Source organism: Corallococcus sp. AB038B (assembly GCF_003668955.1).
Taxonomy (GTDB): Bacteria; Myxococcota; Myxococcia; order Myxococcales; family Myxococcaceae; genus Corallococcus; species Corallococcus exiguus.
In genome coordinates, this window is sequence record NZ_RAWO01000013.1 from 261,333 (window position 1) to 280,483 (window position 19,151).

Sequence of the window (19,151 nt, forward strand, 5' to 3'; positions counted from 1 at the left end):
GAGGAGGACACCCATGGCTGGCCCTTCACGCATCCTCGTACCGGTGGACCTGAAGGATGGGTCCCGTTCCGTCGTGGACTACGCGCTGCAACTCGCCCGCCCCTTCGGCGCGACGGTGGACGTCATCCATGCCTGGGAGCCGCCGCAGTACGTGGCGCCGGATCTGCTGGTGGCCTCACCCGGCTGGGACGCCAACTCGCTGGAGGCGATGGCGCGCGACACCGCGGGCAAGGAACTGGAGGCGCTGCTGCGCAAGGTGGACGGCACCGCGCCCGTCGCCCTGTCCCACCGCGTGGTGATTGGCGAGGCGGGCAACGTGGTGCTGGAGGAGGCCGAGCGCGGGAAGTACGACCTCATCGTGATGGGCACGCACCAGCGCAAGGGGCTCACCCGCATGCTGCTGGGCAGCGTGGCGCAGAAGGTGGTGGGCCGCGCCGCGTGCCCGGTGCTCACCCTGCACGTCAGCCCGGAGTAACGGCTAGGGCTCGGCCCACTGGCGCAGGAGGTTGTGGTACACGCCGGTGAGCATCACCAGCGCGGGGCTCTTGGGCACCTCGCGGGTGAGCTGCATGATGGACGTGTCCATGTCGAAGAGCAGCGAGCGCTGCCCCGCGTCGCGGATCATGCTCTGGATCCAGAAGAACGACGCCAGCCGCACGCCGCGCGTCACCGGCGTGACGTGGTGCAGGCTGGTGGACGGGTAGACGATGAGGTCCCCCGCGGGCAGCTTCGCCGCGTGGTTGCCGTAGGTGTCCTCCACCACCAGCTCACCGCCGTCGTAGCTGTCCGGGTCGCTCAAGAAGAGCGTGGCGGACACGTCCGTGCGGATGCGCTGGTTGGTGCCCAGGATGGGCCGGATGGCGTTGTCCACGTGCGAGCCGAAGTCCATCCCGTGCTCGTAGCGGTTGAACAACGGAGGGAAGACGCGCTGGGGCAGCACGGCGGAGATGAACAGCGGGCTCTTCTCCAGGCCGGCCAGCACCAGGTCCCCCAGCTCCCGGGCAGCGGGGCTGCCTTCCGGCAGCTGGAGGTTCTTCTTCACCTGCATGGACTGCTTGCCGGCGGTGGTCCGGCCATCCTCCCACGCCGCCTTGTCGAAGACGGCGCGGCAGTGGGCCACCTGCTCGGGCGTGAGGACCTGCGGGATGTGCACCATCATGATGAACGTCCTCCTACGCCCGGCAGGAATTGCGCGCGACTAGAACCGCACGTGCGCGGACAGCAGGGCGGAAACGCCGTCCGCTGGCACGGCCTGACCGCCGTAGTACGAGTCGTAGTAGAGCTTGTCGGTCAGGTTGTAGACGTTGAGCTGCAGGTCCACCTTCTTGATGCTGTACGACGCGAACGCGTCGAAGCGCCAGAAGTTGGGGACCTTGGTGAGCAGCACCGTCGCGTTGGCCGGGTTGTTCACCGGGGCCACGTCCTGGTAGGTGGCGCCGCCGCCCACGGACAGGTTGTCCAGGATGGCGTACGTGGTCCACAGCGAGAAGCTGCGCTTGGGCGTGTTCACCAGGCGCTGGCCCACCAGGAACTCATTGCTGTGCTCGCGGATGCTCGCGTCCAGGAACGTGTAGTTGGCGAACACGTTCCAGCGGCGCACCGGCGAACCCGCGATGCCGAGCGCGTAGCCCTGCACCCGCTGCTTGCCTTCCAGCACCGTGGGCGGGCCGTCCGGATCCGAGTTCGGCACGCGCGCATTCAGCTTGTTGGTGCGGAAGAGCGCGGCGTTGACGCTCAGGCGCTCCTTGATGAGGTCCGACTTGGCGCCGATCTCGAAGGTCTCGTTCTTCTCCGGATCCAGCGTGACGGTGTCGTTGGACAGCGTCGCCAGCTCCGCGCTCGGATTCTGGGACGTGCCGTACATGCCGTAGACGCTGGTGTTCTCCGCCGGGTGGAGCACCAGGCCCAGGCGCCAGTTGAACAGGCTGTTCTCCTGCTCGAAGGCGGCCACGGTGCCGTTCGCGGCGATGGTCTCGTAGTCGCTGTGCAGGTTGTCCAGGCGCAGGGTGCCCAGGACCTCCACGTACTTGCCGATCTGGATTTGATCCGACGCGTACGCGCCCAGGTTCCACTGGCGGCTGTAGTTGGTGGCGGCCGGGACGCGGGTCACCCCGGACAGGTCCGGGCTGTTGTCCGGATCGAACAGGTCCGCGGGCAGGTTGCCAGTCGCCGTGGTGAGGTTGGCGCGGCCCTGCTCACGCTGCTCGCGGGAGATGTCCAGGCCGAAGTTGGCGGTGTGCTTGAGGAAGCCCGTGTTGAACACGCCGCGCACGTCCAGCTGGTCCGCGAAGTAGATGTTGTCCGCGGTCGTCTCGAAGCGCTGGCGGCCGATGGTGGTGGGGTTCGCGGGAAGGGCCGGCGTCAGGCCACGCGGCGCGGTGGGCCGGGCGAAGCGGTTCACGCCGCCGTAGCGCAGCGTGTTCGTCAGGCGGAAGGTGTCGCCCAGGTCCGCCAGCAGGCGCGCCGAGCCGATGTGGACGTTGACGATCTCCGTGTCGCTGTCCTTCACGCCGTAGAAGTTCTCACGGGGCACGTCCAGCGTGACGCCCACGGGGTAGCCGTTGAAGTACGGCTGGCCGTAGTCCGGCACGCTGTTCTCATGCTGGTAGAAGTAGTCCACTTCCAGGGCGAGCTTGTCCGCCAGCTGGAAGCGCGCGGACGGCGCGATGCCCGCCCGGTTCTCCTTCACGATGTCACGGCCGGCGACACCCGCCAGCTGCCCCACGGCGCTCACGCGGAACTGCACGCTGTCGGAGAGCTCCTGGTTGACGTCCGCCTCGATGCGGCCGGTCGGCGCCGTGCCGCCCGACAGGCGCAGGTCCGTGAAGGAGCCCTTGCGCGCCTTCTTCGTCACCAGGTTGATGGCGCCGCCCGTGGAGCCGCGGCCGAACAGCACCGACGACGGGCCGAAGTAGACCTCCACGCCCTCCAGGTTGAACGTGTCGCGGGTGAACCAGCCCAGGTCACGCACGCCGTCGCGCAGCGTGTCCGTCTGGGCGGAGAAGCCGCGCAGCGAGAAGGAGTCACCCTGGCGGCCACCCTCGCCCGCCGTCACCGTGATGCCGGACACGTTGCGCAGGGCATCGCGCAGCGTCGTCGCCTGCTGCTCCTCCATCACGCGCTCGGGCACCACCGTGATGGTCTGCGGCGTGTCCACCAGCGGCCGCGGCAGGCGGGCCAGGCTGGGCTCGGTGACGTTGTACTTCTCCGTCTCACCTTCCACGGACACTTCCGGCAGGACGTACGCGTCGTCCTGACCGGCCTGCGCCTCGGGCGCGCCAGTGGGCGCGGACTCCGGGGTGCGCTCGGGGGACGGGGCATCGTGGCCCACGGGGGCGTTCTCCGCCGGCCGGGACTCCTGCACCGGCGCGGACGTCTCGCCCGTCACCGGCGTCTCCTGCGCCACCGCGCCACCCGCGGCCAGCGCGGAGGCGAGACCCACGGCAGCGGGGCCCCAGGGCCAGAGCGTGCCGCGCACGCCTCCAGGGTTGCCATTGGAAGAGCGGACACCAGTACGACCGGGCTTAGCTGTGGACACGAATCCCCTCGGGATGGGAAGCACTGCCTAAATGAGAATGATTCTCATATGCAGGACCCTGATTCGCGTTACAAGAAATTTCTTCCCGTCAACACTCCGAGGCGCAAAGACAGGCGAACGTTGCGGCACTGCATTGTATCAGCCAGACGAATGCCACACGCCGCCGAGTGAAAACAATGAGGCCCGGATCCACTCTCGCGGTCCGGGCCTCGGGAATGTCTGGGTTTACTGAATTGTCACATCAGGCGGCGTTTGTATTCGTTTCCGCGGGCGGTGCCACCGGGGCCGGGGGCGCCACGGCCTGCGTCTTCCGGCGCGGGACGAAGCGGCGCCAGGACAGCGCATAGCCGGTGTAGACGAGGAACACGGCGCCGAAGGACGCGAGCGCCGCGATGAGCTGGCCCATCCACCCGAGCGCCTCACCGGTGTGCAGGAAGCGCAACCACGTGCGCACCTTCCGGCCGCTGTTGAAGTCCGCGTACGTCTCCGTCTTCAGCGACTGGGCCGTGTACGGATCCAGCGACACCGTGTTGGAGGCGAAGAGCGGCCAGCGCTCCTGCTCGCGGACGGTGAAGGCGCTGGCCTGCGGGCCCTTCGGACCACCGCGACCTTCCGCACGGCCTTCGCCGCGAGGGCCACCCTCACCGCGCGCACCACCTTCGGCTCGGGGACCGCCCTCGCCCCGCGCGCCACCCTCGGCCCGGGGACCGCCCTCGCCCTGCGGAGCACCCTCGGCGCGCGCCGCACGTTCGCCGCGAGGGCCACCATCGCCGCGAGGACCACCCTCGCCGCGCTGGGCACCTTCGCCACGCTGGCCACCCTCGCCTCGCGGGGCGCCTTCGGGACGACCGCCGGGAGCGCCAGCCGGGGGAGGCGTGGCCAGGCGCAGGGTGATGGTCTCCCAGGCGTTGGACTGCTTCATCACCGCCGCGAACTGCGCATCCAGCGGCTGGGGCTGCGTCCCCGGCGCGGGCGTGGGAACGACGACGGGCGCCGCGGCCATGGGTCCCTGCGCGGCGGGCGGCTCGTTGCCGGTGAGCGTGAAGACCAGGTTCGACGCCCACTTATAGGAGATGACCGCGCCAGACGTGGTCAGCACCACCAGCACAGGCAGCGACCAGAAGCCGATGACGTTGTGCCAGTTGAAGTCGCGCGCCTTGCCCTTGAGCCCGCGGCGGAACCACAGGATGGGCCGCATGGCGCGCAGGTTCCACTTGCGCGGCCACCACAGGAACAGGCCCGTGAGGCCCAGGAACAGGAACGCCAGGTTGGCCACGCCGGTGATGGCCTTGCCCACGGCGCGGTTGTCGCCAGACGCCGCGAGCCAGCGGTGCAGATCCTCCATCGTGTTGAAGAACGACCGCCAGCCCTGCGCCCCCGGCTCGCGCACTTCACCGGTGTAGGGATTGACGTAGACTGCGGCGCCGCGGCCCAGGGCCACCGACACCACGGTGTCCGCACCCGGGTACATCGTCACGCCGGAGGGCGCCACGGCGGGCTTCGCCTCCTTCACCTTCGCGAGCAGCTCCTCCAGCGTCAGCTTGGGAGCCCCCTCCGCGGGAGGCGTCACGTGGCGGGCGTCACGGTCCGCCCAGTCGATGATCTGCGACTCGAACGCGATCGCCGCGCCCGTGAAAGACATCACCCCGACGACGAGCCCCACGATGAGGCCGCAGATCAGGTGGATCCAGAAGAGAATCGAGCGGAGCTTGGGATTCATGAAGGCTTCTACCGGACTGCGAAGGAACTACCTCAGGGCGAACTTCACCGGGATCACGACCTTCACGCGCACGGGCGCGCCGTCGTGTCCCAGGGCCGGCGAGAAGCGCCAGCCCGCCACGGAATCGAGCGCGGCCTCGTCCAGGCCCGGCACCGAGCGATGGATGCGCGGCGAGCCCGGCTCCACCGCGCCGTCCGTGCCAATGACAACCATCACCATCACCACGCCGGTGATGCCGTCCTCCCGGGCGCGGCGCGGATACTCCGGCTTGCCGGACAGCAGCACCGGCAGCTTCATCACCTCGCGCGGCGTATAGATGGGCGGCGCGGTGCCCTGCCCACCGACCTTGCCGCCCACGATTCCGCCCACCACGCCCCCGACGACGCCACCCACCGCGCCGTCCGGTACGCCCGGACCCGCGGGCGCCTGCGACGCGACCGCGGACACCTCCGTCGCGGCCGGGGTCTCCACCTGCTCCACCGGCGTCTCCTTCACCGGCTCCGGAACCTTCGCGGGCACCACCAGCTCCCGGTGCTTGGGGCGCGGCTTCGGCACCACCGACTTCACGGGCTCTGGAGTCGCCTGCTTCACCGCGCCACCGCCCAGGGGCGGAGGAGGCGGCGCGTAGGCCATCAGCACCAACTCCGGCTCCGGCTTCTTGACCTCCGCAGGCGGCTGGTTCGCCGCCATCACGCCCACCACCACCGCCAGCACGTGCGCCGCGGTCGCGGTCACCAGGGCCCCGCTCCAGCGACCCCATCCCGTCTCCGCCGGCGCGGTCGCGGACTGGAAGAGCCCCACCGGGCTCCGCATCGCATCCGCACGGGCGGTCGCAGCTTGCGGGAGCGTCGGAGAGGCACCCAATCCGTCGTCGAAGTTGAGAATGGTTCGCATTTTCGGTTGCCGAAAGGGGATACCCCCTGGCGGGTGGGAACGTCAATCTGGAGTGGTGCTGAAATCATCCCGGCGCGTCATCACGTGACTGTTTCGTCGCCAAGGGCGCGATTTTCCGAGGTGCGTGACAACCCTGCTGCGTATAAAGGCCTTCCGCTGACCATCTTTTTGTCGTCACCCAACTGTCGCATCCGGTGCGACACGCTTAACCCCCGCATCCATGACGCCGGCCCTTCCCCACACCGGGTGTGAAGCCCCTCGCGAGACCAGGTTCGCCCTGGCGGCGGTCGTGTGCGCGGCGGTGCTGGCGGGGCTTCTGGGGATGGTGGGGCTTCCGTCCGGGCCCGCCCGCGGAGCCCGCCAGGAGGCCGCGGCGTCCCGGACGCATGCGGTGCGCGCGCCGTCCACTCCGAAGCTGGGGTGGGAGGGAGCGGGGCTGCTGCATGGCTCGCACGTGGCCGCGCCGCGGGCGGGCTCGCGCGATCAGGTGGATGGCGGTGGTGCCGGCCTCCGCCCTCCAACGCCCTTCGCGCCCCGGCTGGACACGCTGCGCGCGCTCCTCGCGCGCCATGACGCTCGGATGCTGGCACTGGCCGAGGGCCTGCTTGCCCGGGCCCTGCCCTCCCGGCTCACGCCGCTGGCGGACCGTCCCCGGACGGTGAACTGCCCGGCGCAGGGCCCACCCGCCTGGGGCTGAGCGGTTCTTTTCGTCCCTCTTCTTTGTCGTTCGCAGGCCCGCGCCCGTCTCCACCCCGGTGTGACCCCTGGGGACCAGTCGGGCAGGCCCCTCCCACGACACAACCCTTTCAGCACGCGGTGCGACCTTCGCGGCCGCGCGAGACCTTCCTCCATGTCTTCATCCCCTTCCCCCGAGCCCACCTCTTCCCCGTCGCAGCAGACCCAGCAGGGCGGCTCCACCCACGATCAGTGGCAGGGCGCGCGCCTGTTGTGGAGCGGACTGCTATGCGTGCTCATCATCGCTGGGGCCATTGCCCTCGAGCGATGCAGCTGATTCCGCCCTAACTTCCTGTGAATTCGGCCCCGCGCAGCACGGGCGGGGCCGGTCATCGCGAGCCCATCACCTCCAGAGGCGCCCCCATGCACGACGCCCACGCGTTCCTCCAAGCCCTCGCCACCGTCCTTTGTGTCGCGGCGGTCACCACGGTCCTCTTCCAGCGCCTACGCCAGCCGGTGGTGCTGGGCTACATCCTCGCGGGCTTCATCATAGGGCCGCACGTCCCCATCCCCCTGGTGGCGGACCCGGGCATCGTGCAGACGCTGTCGGAGCTGGGCGTCATCCTGCTGATGTTCTCGCTGGGGCTGGAGTTCAGCCTGCGGCGGCTGTTCCAGGTGGGGCCTACCGCGGGGCTCACCGCCGTCATCCAGTGCAGCGTGATGGTGTGGCTGGGCTTCATCGTTGGCCGCGCCTTCGGCTGGACGATGCTGGAGAGCCTGTTCACTGGCTGCTGCATCGCCATCTCCAGCACCACCATCATCGCCAAGGCGTTCGACGAGCAGAACATCCGGGGCGCGCTGCGCGGCATCGTGGTGGGCATCCTCATCGTGGAGGACCTCATCGGCATCCTGCTGATGGCCATGCTCACCGCGGTGTCCACCGGCTCGGGCCTGTCCGCCTGGGACCTGGCGCTGACGGTGGGCAAGCTGGCCGCGTTCCTCGTGGGGCTGGTCGGCATTGGCCTGTTCGTCGTGCCCCGGTTGATGCGCTACATCACGAAGCTCCAGCGGCCGGAGACGACGCTCGTCAGCAGCGTGGGCATCTGCTTCGCGGGCGCGCTGCTGGCGCAGACGTTCGGCTACTCGGTGGCGCTGGGCGCGTTCCTGGCGGGCTCGCTGGTGGCGGAGTCCGGCGAGGGCAAGGAGATTGAACACCTGGTGCAGCCGGTGCGAGACCTGTTCGGCGCGGTGTTCTTCGTGTCGGTGGGCATGCTCATCGACCCGGCGCTCATCCGCGAGCACTGGGCGGCCATCGCGGTGCTCACCGGTGTGGTCGTCGTGGGGAAGATCCTCAGCGTGTCGCTGGGCGCGTTCTTCACGGGCAACGGTACGCGCACGTCCGTGCAGGCGGGCCTGAGCCTGTCCCAGATTGGCGAGTTCTCCTTCATCATCGCGGGCCTGGGCCTGTCCCTGAAGGCCACGGGCACGTTCCTCTACCCGGTGGCGGTGGCCGTGTCCGCCATCACCACGCTGACCACGCCGTGGCTCATCCGCGCGTCCGGTCCCATCGCCAACTGGGTGGACCGCAAGCTGCCGGCGCCACTGCAGACATTCGCGTCGCTGTACGGAAGCTGGGTGGAGAACCTGCGCACGTCGCCGCGCCAGAAGACGGTGGGCGCGCGCGTGCGGCGCATGGCACTGCTGATGCTGCTGGACGCGGCGTTCATCACCATCATCGTCATTGGCACGTCCGTGCTGCTGCCCCAGGTGACGGAGTTCATCGACGAGCGCATGGGCTGGGGCAAGACGATGACGCCGTGGATCGTCATCGGCCTGTCCACGGCGCTGGCCCTGCCCTTCTGCGTGGGCATCGTGCGGATGGGGCGGCGGCTGGGCGTGGTGCTGGCGGAGGGCGCGCTGCCGGCAGCGGCCAACGGCAGGGTGGACCTGGCGGCGGCGCCCCGGCGGGTGCTGGTGGTGGCGCTCCAATTGGCCAGCGTCTTCATGGTGGGCGTGCCCGTGCTGGCCATCACCCAGCCGTTCATTCCCGGCGTGCCGGGCGCGGTGGTGCTGCTGGTGTCCCTGGGCGTGATGGGCTTCGCCTTCTGGAAGAGCGCCACGAACCTGCAGGGACACATGCGCGCGGGCGCGCAGGTCATCGTGGAGGCGCTCGCGTCCCAGTCCCACGCCAAGGGCGACGAGGACGAGCCGTCACAGGACGTGCTGCACGGCGTGCGTCAGATGCTGCCCGGCATTGGCGAACCGGAGTCGGTGGCGCTTGGCGAGTCCAGCGCGGCGGTGGGCCGGACCCTGGCGGAGCTCAACCTGCGCGGCATGACGGGGGCCACGGTGCTGGCCATCCGGCGGGGCGAAGCAGGCGTACTGGTGCCCACCGCGCAGGAGGTGCTGCGCGCGGGTGACATCCTCGCGCTCGCGGGGACGCACGAGGCCATCGACGCGGCGAAGGGCGTGCTCGGCTGAGGCAGGGCACCGGATGCAATGGGGGACGCGGCCGTCCGTAGCAAGGGCATGCCGCTCCCCTTCCGCGTTCCGGAGGTCTCCGCCATGCGCCGCCCGTTCCTTCCCACCCTGTTGCTTGCCTGCTCACTGGCCGTGCCTGCCCTGGCGGCGGAACCGGCGAAGAAGCCGGCCAAGGCTCCCGCCAAGACCATCTGCGTCAACGTCAAGGACGGGAGCAAGGCGGTCCAGGGGACGAACCTGGTCATCGAGCCCGGGGAGAAGATCAAGGACGCGGTCGCCGTGGATGGCGACGTCATCGTGAAGAAGGGCGCGGTGGTGGACAACGACGTGGCCGCCATCCGGGGCCGCGTCATCCTGGAGCCCGGCGCGAAGGTGAAGGGCGACGTGGTGTCCATCGGCGGAGAGGTGCGGGTGCCCGCGGGCGCGCACGTCGACGGGAGCGCGACGGCGCTGGGCGGCAAGCTCGTCCTGGACAAGAAGGAGGACGTGGGCGGTGAGCAGAACTCCTTGTCCCTGGTCTTCAACGGCGACGACCTGGTGAAGGAGTTCATCGGCAAGGCGCTCGACGAGGATGCCGGCAAGTGCCACATCCTCGACGACGACGATGATGACGACGACAAGGACGTCTGAGCCGTCCTCCACCGTGTCAGGCAGCCCCCGTCACTTCCATTCTGGCGGGGGCTTTCGCGTGGCGCGGCGGCGCGAGCGGGGTTGCAGGTGCAATTCGTCCCCGCGGCAGACGCGCACCCGCAGGAAGCGCTGGAGCTGATCCAGGGCCAGGTCGTGGTCCTTGTCGCTCTCCGCGCAGCAGCAGTCGCTGAGCACGGTGATCTTGAACTCGTGCATGTGCGCGTCGTGGGCGCTGAAGAAGACGCACAGGTTGGTGGCGATGCCCGCGAGCAGCAGCTTCTTCGTGCCCAGGTGCTCCAGCAGGGGCACCAGCGACGTGGCGAAGAAGGCCGAGTGCTTGGGCTTGAGGATGAAGTAGTCGTCCGGCCGGGGCTTGAGCGCGCGGGCGACCCGCTGGCCCCGGCTGTCCTTCCGGGTGCAGTGTTTGTAGACGTCCGTGAAGCTGCTGCGCCACAGGTCGAAGTTGTCGTTGACGTAGATGACCGGGACGCCCGCCTTGCGCATCCTTTCGGCGAAGGGGCCCAGGCGCTCCACCATGCGCAGCGCCCAGGGCAGGACGTTCTCCCCGCCGGGGAACTCCAGGTCGTTGATGACGTCGATGATGAGCAGCGCGGTGTCATGCCGCCGCTCATGCGGCGTGCGCGTCTGCTTCCGGACCGCCTGGCGCGGCTTCGCCACGTCCACCTCCCCGTGGCGAAACGCTAATCATCCTGTCGCCGATCGCCCAGGTGCCGCGCGCGGAGGGTTACCGCCGGGCGCGGCGGGGCCTCCACACGAGCCCGGAGAGCAGCCACCAGGCCAGGACACCCGGGAGCGCGCTGGCGCCGGCACTGCACCCGCCGGATTCATCCTCCATGTGCACGGGCACCGTGCCGCCGTCCTTCGTTGAGCCCGCGTCCACGACCGCGCCGGCGTCCACCAGGGTTCCCGCATCCTCCACGGTCCCTGCGTCTTCGATAGTCCCGGCATCCTCGAGGGTTCCCGCGTCTTCGAAAGTCCCGGCATCCTCGACGGTCCCCGCGTCCACTTCCGCGCCGCCGTCGACGCCGCCGTCATTGGCAGGCTCCTCCGGCACTTCGTCCTCCTCCGTGCGGGCATGGACGGTGACCACAGGGAAGTCCTGCGTCGGCGTGAACGTGAAGGACGCGTGTTCGACGTCCGCATCCGCGTCCTGCGCCGCGCCCAGCGTCACGAATTGAGGAACGCTCCAGTTCTCGAGTGTGAAGCGAAGCGAGCCACCCTCGACCACGGACAGGTCGCCCTCCCCACCCTGCACCGCCACCTTGACCCAGACATCCACCAGGGGCGGCATCGCCAGGGACACCATGACCGTCTGGGTTTCGCCCTCCGGAATGACAAGATCCGATGGCGACACGATCAAGGCCTGACCTTCCGGCGTCGGAGTGACCCGCAAGATCACCCCATAATAGCTCAACACATACAGCGCCCCGTCAGGCCCTTTGCTCACGTCGACGAAGCCGCCGCCTCCCTCACGATTGATGATGATGTCATCCGTGGCCACGGAGCCATCCACCGCGAATCGGATCCGATGAAGCATCCCGCGGAAGTCCGTGTACAAGTAGTTGCTGGAGTAGCTCGCGGGGAAGCGTGTCCCCTCATAGAACATGCCGCCCATGGAGAAATCGCCCTCCGGCCATCGCCTGAGCCGGCCGCCGCCGCTCACAGCGTCCGGCTCCGGCTGGTCCACGGTGAACGACCGCGAGGAGGGATGCCCCGTGACATAGAAATCGCCGTTGAAGCTGGGGTCCTCGACGTCCCTGATCAGGAGCCGCGCCCCTTTGCGGTACCAAGAGGACTCCAGGTCGTCGCCCATCATCGTGAAGGTCGCGACGCCGTTCTGCCGCACCGCGCCCGTCGGGGTGAACGGATACTGATCATTGGTCCCTGGCATGTATGAATAAACCGGCGAGAGGTAGCCAGCGGGTTGGTTGTTCTCGTAGTCGGGCCAACCACCATGTTCACCCGGGCTGACGCTGAAGATCTGAACAGCACCCGGGCCCGAGGCATTGGCCCACAAGCGCCCGGTCCCCGGTTGAAAGACCAGTCCATAGAGATTGCAGAAGCCCCGCGCCCAGATGCTGTCCACGTTGGGGCCCGCCCCGTCGTAGAAGGGATTGTCGGTGGGCACGGTGCCATCCGGACGCACCCGGTGGATCTTGCCCGCCGCGTTCGTCAGAACATCTGGGTCGCGATAGCCATGGAGAGACCCCACCCCGAAGTACAGCATGCCATCCGGGCCGAAGGTCATCCCGCCGCCGTCGTAGTCGAGCACTCCCGCCTTGAGGCCGTCCACGATGACGGTGCGATTCACGCCGACGCCGCCGACGTCGGTGTATCGGAAGATCTGCAACGTGAAGCCCGGCATCGCCGCGAAGAAATAGACGTAGTGGTTGTTCGCGAAGTCCGGATCGAAGGCCATACCCAGGAGGCCTTGCTGCTCGTGCCCCTGCTCGAATGACTCGGAGATGAAGGGGGTCGGCTGCAACACCCCGTTTTCCACGACGATGACCTTTCCAGACATCGTCGTCACGAACAGGCGGCCAGAGCCGTCCGGAACCCATCCCATCCGGGTGGCGTCGTAATGTGGGAACGTCACCCAGTCCATGATTTCGAGATCAAGAGCCGTCTCGACAGGCTGGGAATAGACGGGGAAGGCAGTCAGCAATGCCAGGGCAAGCCAGGGAACAATGGATCGCATACAGCGAAAGCTAGCGTGCCTTCCCGTCTGTCCGACAGTCTTTTCAGCTCCGCCGGTCGCGGCGGGGCCTCCACACGAGTCCCGCGAGCAGCCACCAGGCCAGGACGCCCGGAAGCGCGGTGGCGCCAGCACTGCACCCACCGGAGTCATCCTCCTTGGGGCCGGTCACCGTGCCGCCATCCCGCTGGGTGCCCGCGTCCGCGACGGAGCCACCGTCCGTTCCGGTCCCCGCATCCGTATTGGCTCCGGCATCCGTCTGGGCGCCAGCATCCACGACGCTGCCCGCATCGGTGCCGGCGTCGGGGACTCCTGACGCTCGGACCTGGAGCTGGAACGTCTGGACTGCATCCGGAAGCTGTCCATTGCTGGCTCGCACGGAGACGGTCACGGTCGCTTCGGTCGCGGGCGTCCAGGACAGACGTCCGCTGACAGGGTCCAGCGTCATGCCTTGCGGCCCCTGCACCAGCGTCAGCAGCGGCTCGGGCTTCCCGAACGCCGTGACCGTGTACGCATAGGGCTTCCCCACAGTCGCCTGCGTCACGGGCGCGGAGGTGATGGTAGGCACTCCAGCCACGTCCCTGGCGATGACATTGACCACCCGCGAGGTGAGTCCCGGAGACAACACCGTCAACAAGGCCACGTCGTCCTCGCTGTCCGTGTCGCGCGCGGTCGCCACCGTGACGGTCTTCGCCGCGGTTCCGTCCTCGGGCGTGAAGGTCAGGGAGGCGCCGCCGGTGACGGTCACGTCCGCGCTCCCCGAAGTCCGGGCCACGGTGACCGTCACGGGAGACGTGGGCACGTAGGTCAGGCCGACGGTGAAGGTGCCGCCCATTCCCTCATCCAGGTCGAACGACGTGGTGGAGAGCTGGAGCGCCTGGACTTCATCCTCCTCGGTGCGCGCGTGGATCTCCACGCCGGGCACGCCCTCCGGAAAGCCCTGGTCCATGGTGACGAAGAACGTGGCGTGGTCGATTTCATAATCCGCGTCCTGGGCCGCGCTGAGGGTGACGAACTGCGGGACGCTCCAGTTGGTCGCGTCGAAGAGCATCGGCTGCCCGGCGCTCACCCGGATGTCCGAGTCCTCTTCACGCCTCACGAGGGCCACATACGTCGGGGTCGTGGGAGGCATGGCCAGGGAGACCATGAGGGTCTTCGACCCTCCTTCGGGGACGACCAGGTCTTGAGTGGAGACGATCACGCCCTGGCCCGCGGGCAGCGGCGTGATCCGGAAGATCGTGCTGTAGAAGGATGAGACATACAGCGCGCCATCCGGTCCCACCGCGACGTCGGTGAAGTTCGACTCGTGGACGTAGTTCACCACGAGCTCCACCTTTTTCACGGAGCCATCCGCTCCCAGGTCCACCCGGTGGAGGTACCCACCGAAGTCGGCGAAGAAGTAATCGCCCTGGTACTCGGAGGAAAATCGTGAGCCTGCGTAGAACACGCCACCGACCACGGCATCGCCCATCTGGTCTGTCTGCAGGCCACCGCCACCGCTCACCGCATCCGGACCGGGCTGATCCACCGTGAACGACAGGGGCGTCGGAAAGCCGGTGATGTAGCCGACTCCATTGAAGCTGGGGTCTGCCACATCCCGCAGATGGACCTTCTTGCCCTTGCGCAGAGAGGAGACCGGATAGGTGCCCTCCACGGTGAAGGTCGCGACCCCGCCCTTGCGCACGGCTCCTGTCGACGTGAAGGAGTACACGTCCCACAGCCCTGGCGTATAGGCGACGAGTGGCGACAGGAATCCCTGGGGCTGGTTGTTCTCATACTGCCACCAGCCCGCATGGTCACCCCGCCCCACGCTGAAGATCTGCTCGGCGATGTTCCCGGCAACGTTGGCCCAAAGCTTCCCGGTTCCAGGCTGGAAGCGGATCCGGAAGGGATTGCGGAAGCCTCGGGCCCAGATGAGATCGTTGTTCGGCCCCCAGTCATCGTAGAAGGGGTTGTCCGTGGGAATGCTTCCGTCCTTGTGGACGCGGAGGATCTTCGACGACATCAGGGACAGGTCATCATTGGTCCCTGCGTAGATGTCTCCATCCCCCACTCCAAAATACAGGAGCCCATCCGGACCGAAGGCCAGACCTCCGCCATTGTGGCTCTTGTTTTGCGGGATGTTGTCCACGATGACGGTCCGGTTGACACCCACACCGCCAGCCTCCGTGAACCGCAGAATCTGCGCCATGTAGCGGGTGACACCCCCTACGTCGATGTTCGGCTGACTGGCGAAGACGTAGACGTAGCGGTTGGTCGCGAAGTCCGGATCGAAGGCAAGGCTTTGCAGGCCCTGCTCTCCATCCGTTGCCACCAGCTCATCGATGAATGGCGTAGGCTGGAGCGCGCCGTTCTGGATGATCCGGACCTTCCCTCCCTTGATCACCACAAACAGGCGGTTGGAACCGTCCGGAGCCCAGACCAGTCCGGATGCATTCTCAATCTCCTGTGTCTCGATGAACTTCGCGACTTCGACGCCATAGGCGCCATTGGGGGTAGGAATATAGACCTGGGCCTGGGCGGTGAAGGCCGCAAGGCACGCAAGAAGCACCAAGGAATGGACTGAACGCATGGCAGACACGCTACCATCCCTTCCTCAGGGTCTGGGCTTCACACCCCAGATGCCCACCTTGCCGTCATCCATGCCCCAGCACACGAAGCGGCCGTCGGGGGAGAAGTTCACGTTGCTGCCCTGCATGTCATCCAGGTCCGAATAGCCGAAGACGTCCCGGCCCTCGCGGACATCGATGACCACGAACGCGCTCGTGTCCGCGCTCGCAGCCAGTAGAGAGCCATCGGAGTTGAACTCCATCTGCAGCGCACCGGAGCCTGGAGCCTCGAGGGTCCGAAGCGTTGCCAGTCCGGGGAGGCCCAGGAAGAACAACTGGCCACCGGTATTCGAGGCGACCAGCGACTCTCCAGACGGCGTGAACGCCACGTTCCAGATCCACTGGGCATCGAGCGCACGGGTCCCCACGGGCTTGCCGGTTCTCGCATCCCAGAGGCGAACGGAACCGCGCGTCGCGGCGCCCTCCTGCTCCTCGGCGGCGCCCGCGGCCGCGAACCGGCCATCCGGCGACAGCGCGCAGCCATAGAGGTAGGCAGGATCCTCCAGCCGCCACACGAGCCAGTTGCGCTCCAGGTCCCAGAGCATGACACGCCCCTGGCCGGCGGTGAGCAGCAGGCGGGTTCCGTCCGAGGACAGACACGCGCTGGAGACGGAACCACCGGTCTCCACCGAGGACAGCAGCGTGCCGTCGGTGACGGACCAGGTCCGGAGGGTGCCGCGAACCGTCACGGACAGGAGGCGCTGGGAGCCAGGGAGGAACCACGCGGCCACGCAGCGGGAAACGGAGTGCGCGAAGAGCGGAGTCGTCTCTTCCGAGTGCAGGTCCCACCAGCGCAACGGTGTCCCGCCCTGCTTCTGGACGGACAGCAGGTAACGCGACGACGCATCCCACCCCAGCCACTGCCACCGTGTGTACGGCGACAGCTCCGGCTCCCCCAGCGTCCGCAGCAGGGACAAGTGTTTCGCGGTGTCAGGGGTCAGCATCAAGACGCTCCAAGCGGTTCCAGCAACCCGACCCGTTGCAACTGGTCCCGCACCTCTTCCGCGAGCGCGACATGATCCGGCCTGGTCAGCGTGAATCGTTCCGGGGTCAGGATGACGAGGGTGCCTCGGTCCTCAACGGGTTCGACTCGCACGGGGCCAGGAAGATGCGGCACCGGACCTCGGTCCCGGGAGAAGTACGTCATCCATCCGATGAACGTGCCTGCGTCGCCTGACTCAGACACCGAGTCCCGGTGCGCGTCGGAAGTGACGATGCCCCATTCAGGCTCCCAGGCCAGCACCATCGCCTTCAGCACCAGGGACGCTCTCTGCTGGGAGAGGTGCCTTGGCGCAGAGGGGGTCCAAACGCAAAGGTCCACGGCACCCGGCACCGGAGCCCCGCAGGAGAAGTTGACGACGCTGCTGTCGTCAGCACTCCCGTTCCAGGCGGCGAAGGAGATTTCGCCTTCGCCTATCTGGTACTTCGTCTTCTTGAGCAGTTGCTGAAGCGAAAGGGCATCTGGACTGATCCGGCTGTTGAGCGCCGGCTCCCGGGAGCGGGCCTGCTCGTACCAATTCGCGAGGATCGGGTCTGTGGAAGCCAACCGCTGGAACAGGGCTTCGGCCCGCCGAGCATGGGTCTCCAGCGGCTCGGGCCTTCCGGGCCAGTACACCCCTGCGTAGTAGGTTTCAGTCATCAGCCGTGAAGACGTTCAGCGCGGAGAAGTGAAGTGGACGGGAATCCGCCCCAGACCGTTTCTCTTGAAAAGCGCTCGTACGTAGTCCGCGACCTTGCGCTCCGCGAAGTGCCATTCCAGGGGAACTCCACGGGCAACGCGCTGCTGTCGCTTCGCCTGTCGGACCATGTCCGTGAATCCCTCGAACCATCCGCCCTGCTCCACGGCCATCTCGAGGAACTTCTCATAGCCCGGGCCTTTGGCCTCCAGCAACACGCCATTGGTGAACCCGTCGAACTTGACGCTGTCGACTTCGTAGACCAGTCCCTCCGCGGCGTTGGTGATCTGGGACTGGTACTTCCGGGCCGCATCCTCCATGTGCTCGGTCGCGGGCCGCCACTTCCCCGGTCCACCGGAAGAGGAAGCCCCACCGCCTGGGGCATTCGACTTCAACAGGATGACGGCCGCCCCAGGAGCTCCACTCAAGACCGTCGTCGCGCGTCCTACTGGGACCGAGACGAGGTCCAGCATCAGCGCGCCCTCCGCGGACAGTGAGAGCATCGGCGCGGAGACCTCCGCGCCCACGGCCAGCCCCTTCAGCGAGCGCGTCGTTGCAGAGGCCGTTCCCCACAGTGCGACGACATTCGTCGTCAGCCGTGCGGTCTCGCGGATCTGCTCGCCGCGCGTCATGTGCTGGAATCGTTCCCAATAGGCGGGAGAGTTCGTGATGAGGGCCACGATCCCCGCCGGCAGGTTTCGCAGCCCAGCGATGCTGTCCGTCGGGCGCGACAACAGCTGACCCAACGCGTGGTACAGCTCCACGAAGGCGTCCTCGGCGCCATCCAGTGAGCGGCTGATGACATCCGCGTCGTCGTACACCTCGGCCAGGGGTCTCGGGTCCACGGCGCGCAGCTGCGCGTCGACATGGCGGAAGACTCCGCCACGGCCGCTGTAAAAGCGGCCCAACTCGAAGTTCCCTGCGCGGAAGGCTCCGTCCCTCCACTTCACCTCCGAAACCTTCTGTTGCGTCCTGCCATCCAGCGCCCAGGCGAGATATCCGTCCGGCCGAAGCACCGCCACCTGCTCGCGGGCGAAGCGTTCCACCCGCCGCGCCAGCTCCTCACGCGACACGTCGCCGTCCGCCAGCACCTCGCGCATCAGGAAGCCCGCGGCCATCCGCGGAGGGAAGGAGCCCAACGTCACGGGTGTCTCCGTCAGCCGTTCGAGCACTCCCACTGCGTCCTCGGGTGTAAAGGGATTGCGGCGAGTGGGCAGCTCGTCCACATCCTCCAGCCCGGCGTGAATCAGCACCTCCTCGAACGCATCCGGCCGGAGGAACTGCGTGCTTCCTCTTCCGGAGGCAGCCTCCACCCCGGCACAGCCACTGCAGAACAGAGCCACGAGTACCGCGATGACCGCCAGGCGCATGGGCCCACTCTAGACCGCCGGTACAATGGTGGGCCCCCAACGACTCGCGCCTCACGCTGCGTCAAGCCAGGCCGCGCGCTGGGGGGCTTGAGTCGGAGCGATCCGGCGGCCTAAGACGCGGCCTCCCCGTCCAGGGGACCCTTTTCAAGGAACACCATGCTCAAGAAGATTGCCATTGGCGTCGTTGCCGCGCTCGTGCTGCTCGCAGGCTTCATCGCCACCCGCCCCGATTCCTACACCGTCACGCGCACAACCACGGTGGCGGGTACGCCCGACATCGCGTTCGGTCTGGTCAATGACTTCCACCAGTGGAACCAGTGGTCCCCCTGGGACAACCTCGACCCGAGCATGAAGAAGACCTTTGGCGGCGCGGAGTCGGGCGTTGGCGCCACCTATGGGTGGGTGGGCAACAACGACGTGGGTGAGGGCCGCATGACCATCCTGGAGGCCACCGCCAACGCGGCCGTCCGCATCAAGCTGGAGTTCATCAAGCCCTTCGAAGACAGCAGCATCACCACCTTCACGTTCAAGCCCGCCGACGACGGCACCACCGTCACCTGGACCATGGCCGGCAACCACAACTTCATGAGCAAGGCGATGTGCCTCGTCATGGACATGGACCAGATGATCGGCAAGGACTTCGAGAAAGGCCTCGCCAGCATGAAGACCGCCACCCAGGCCGAGGCCACGAAGCGCGCGGAGGCCGAAGCCGCCCGCAAGGTCGCCGAGGCCAAGGCCGCCGAGGAGGCCGCTGCCGCAGCCGCAGCCGCTGCTGCTGCCGCCGCTGCCGCGCCCGCGGCAGGCACGCCCGCCGTCGCCACGCCCACTCCGTAGTCCACGGC

15 protein-coding genes are annotated in these 19,151 nt (G+C 67.8%); 5 read left to right on the top strand and 10 right to left on the bottom strand.

Going from position 1 to position 19,151, the window contains the following annotated elements; genetic code table 11:
* The first annotated feature begins 13 nt into the window (after positions 1-13).
* Positions 14-475 (top strand): universal stress protein, encoded by a 462-nt coding sequence (locus tag D7Y04_RS35475; RefSeq protein ID WP_120598985.1) that lies wholly within the window; start codon positions 14-16, stop codon positions 473-475.
* Positions 476-478: 3 nt separating this feature from the next.
* Here D7Y04_RS35475 and D7Y04_RS35480 read toward each other — a convergent pair whose 3' ends face one another.
* The 4 genes from D7Y04_RS35480 to D7Y04_RS46640 form a co-directional block, all read right to left on the bottom strand.
* Positions 479-1,159 carry a Fe2+-dependent dioxygenase gene (locus D7Y04_RS35480; RefSeq protein ID WP_120598984.1) on the bottom strand — a complete coding sequence of 227 codons (681 nt, stop codon included), beginning with the start codon at positions 1,157-1,159 and terminating at the stop codon, positions 479-481.
* 39 nt (positions 1,160-1,198) lie between these two features.
* On the bottom strand, positions 1,199-3,478 hold the full coding sequence (locus D7Y04_RS35485; RefSeq protein ID WP_233601726.1) for a TonB-dependent siderophore receptor: 2,280 nt from the start codon (positions 3,476-3,478) through the stop codon (positions 1,199-1,201).
* Between the two features lie 301 nt (positions 3,479-3,779).
* Entirely contained in the window at positions 3,780-5,258 is a 1,479-nt protein-coding gene (locus D7Y04_RS35490) for a PepSY domain-containing protein (protein WP_121762190.1), read from the bottom strand.
* 27 nt (positions 5,259-5,285) lie between these two features.
* Positions 5,286-6,152: a TonB family protein gene (locus tag D7Y04_RS46640; RefSeq protein WP_302052878.1), complete on the bottom strand. Its 867-nt coding sequence runs from the start codon at positions 6,150-6,152 to the stop codon at positions 5,286-5,288.
* A gap of 220 nt (positions 6,153-6,372) precedes the next feature.
* On the opposite strand from D7Y04_RS46640, the gene D7Y04_RS35500 reads away from it, so the two are divergent.
* From D7Y04_RS35500 to D7Y04_RS35510, 3 genes are all read left to right on the top strand, one after another.
* Positions 6,373-6,849: a hypothetical protein gene (locus D7Y04_RS35500; RefSeq protein WP_147477266.1), complete on the top strand. Its 477-nt coding sequence runs from the start codon at positions 6,373-6,375 to the stop codon at positions 6,847-6,849.
* Positions 6,850-7,250: 401 nt separating this feature from the next.
* Positions 7,251-9,308, top strand: a complete 2,058-nt coding sequence (locus D7Y04_RS35505; protein ID WP_120596137.1) for a cation:proton antiporter — start codon at positions 7,251-7,253, stop codon at positions 9,306-9,308.
* Between the two features lie 84 nt (positions 9,309-9,392).
* A complete protein-coding gene (locus D7Y04_RS35510; RefSeq protein WP_120596139.1) occupies positions 9,393-9,938 on the top strand; it encodes a hypothetical protein in 546 nt (181 codons plus the stop codon).
* Between the two features lie 30 nt (positions 9,939-9,968).
* Here the strand turns inward: D7Y04_RS35510 and D7Y04_RS35515 are convergent, their stop codons facing one another.
* The 6 genes from D7Y04_RS35515 to D7Y04_RS46645 all read right to left on the bottom strand — a co-directional run bounded on the left by D7Y04_RS35515 (position 9,969) and on the right by D7Y04_RS46645 (position 18,309).
* Positions 9,969-10,616: a cysteine hydrolase family protein gene (locus tag D7Y04_RS35515; protein WP_169825802.1), complete on the bottom strand. Its 648-nt coding sequence runs from the start codon at positions 10,614-10,616 to the stop codon at positions 9,969-9,971.
* Positions 10,617-10,683: 67 nt separating this feature from the next.
* On the bottom strand, positions 10,684-12,657 hold the full coding sequence (locus tag D7Y04_RS35520; protein WP_158627643.1) for a sorbosone dehydrogenase family protein: 1,974 nt from the start codon (positions 12,655-12,657) through the stop codon (positions 10,684-10,686).
* A gap of 43 nt (positions 12,658-12,700) precedes the next feature.
* Positions 12,701-15,226, bottom strand: coding sequence for a sorbosone dehydrogenase family protein (locus tag D7Y04_RS35525; protein WP_121762193.1), 2,526 nt, complete (start codon positions 15,224-15,226; stop codon positions 12,701-12,703).
* A gap of 24 nt (positions 15,227-15,250) precedes the next feature.
* Complete coding sequence (locus tag D7Y04_RS35530; protein ID WP_120596133.1) at positions 15,251-16,207, bottom strand: WD40 repeat domain-containing protein; 957 nt, start codon at positions 16,205-16,207, stop codon at positions 15,251-15,253.
* Complete coding sequence (locus D7Y04_RS35535; protein WP_121762194.1) at positions 16,207-16,902, bottom strand: immunity 52 family protein; 696 nt, start codon at positions 16,900-16,902, stop codon at positions 16,207-16,209. Before D7Y04_RS35535 ends, D7Y04_RS35530 begins: the two co-directional genes overlap by 1 nt.
* Positions 16,903-16,917: 15 nt before the next feature.
* Positions 16,918-18,309: a Tox-REase-5 domain-containing protein gene (locus D7Y04_RS46645; RefSeq protein WP_121762195.1), complete on the bottom strand. Its 1,392-nt coding sequence runs from the start codon at positions 18,307-18,309 to the stop codon at positions 16,918-16,920.
* Between the two features lie 156 nt (positions 18,310-18,465).
* Between D7Y04_RS46645 and D7Y04_RS35545 the strand changes: the two genes are divergently transcribed.
* Positions 18,466-19,143: an SRPBCC family protein gene (locus D7Y04_RS35545; RefSeq protein ID WP_121762196.1), complete on the top strand. Its 678-nt coding sequence runs from the start codon at positions 18,466-18,468 to the stop codon at positions 19,141-19,143.
* Positions 19,144-19,151: the final 8 nt, after the last annotated feature.

Coding starts and splice junctions, on each gene's coding strand:
- D7Y04_RS35475 (WP_120598985.1), top strand. CDS start 14: ATGGCTGGCCCTTCACGCATCCTCGTACCGGTGGACCTGAAGGATGGG.
- D7Y04_RS35500 (WP_147477266.1), top strand. CDS start 6,373: ATGACGCCGGCCCTTCCCCACACCGGGTGTGAAGCCCCTCGCGAGACC.
- D7Y04_RS35545 (WP_121762196.1), top strand. CDS start 18,466: ATGCTCAAGAAGATTGCCATTGGCGTCGTTGCCGCGCTCGTGCTGCTC.
- D7Y04_RS35490 (WP_121762190.1), bottom strand. CDS start 5,258: ATGAATCCCAAGCTCCGCTCGATTCTCTTCTGGATCCACCTGATCTGC.
- D7Y04_RS46645 (WP_121762195.1), bottom strand. CDS start 18,309: ATGCGCCTGGCGGTCATCGCGGTACTCGTGGCTCTGTTCTGCAGTGGC.
- D7Y04_RS35505 (WP_120596137.1), top strand. CDS start 7,251: ATGCACGACGCCCACGCGTTCCTCCAAGCCCTCGCCACCGTCCTTTGT.
- D7Y04_RS35525 (WP_121762193.1), bottom strand. CDS start 15,226: ATGCGTTCAGTCCATTCCTTGGTGCTTCTTGCGTGCCTTGCGGCCTTC.
- D7Y04_RS35520 (WP_158627643.1), bottom strand. CDS start 12,657: ATGCGATCCATTGTTCCCTGGCTTGCCCTGGCATTGCTGACTGCCTTC.
- D7Y04_RS35480 (WP_120598984.1), bottom strand. CDS start 1,159: ATGATGGTGCACATCCCGCAGGTCCTCACGCCCGAGCAGGTGGCCCAC.
- D7Y04_RS35535 (WP_121762194.1), bottom strand. CDS start 16,902: ATGACTGAAACCTACTACGCAGGGGTGTACTGGCCCGGAAGGCCCGAG.
- D7Y04_RS35510 (WP_120596139.1), top strand. CDS start 9,393: ATGCGCCGCCCGTTCCTTCCCACCCTGTTGCTTGCCTGCTCACTGGCC.
- D7Y04_RS35530 (WP_120596133.1), bottom strand. CDS start 16,207: ATGCTGACCCCTGACACCGCGAAACACTTGTCCCTGCTGCGGACGCTG.
- D7Y04_RS46640 (WP_302052878.1), bottom strand. CDS start 6,152: ATGCGAACCATTCTCAACTTCGACGACGGATTGGGTGCCTCTCCGACG.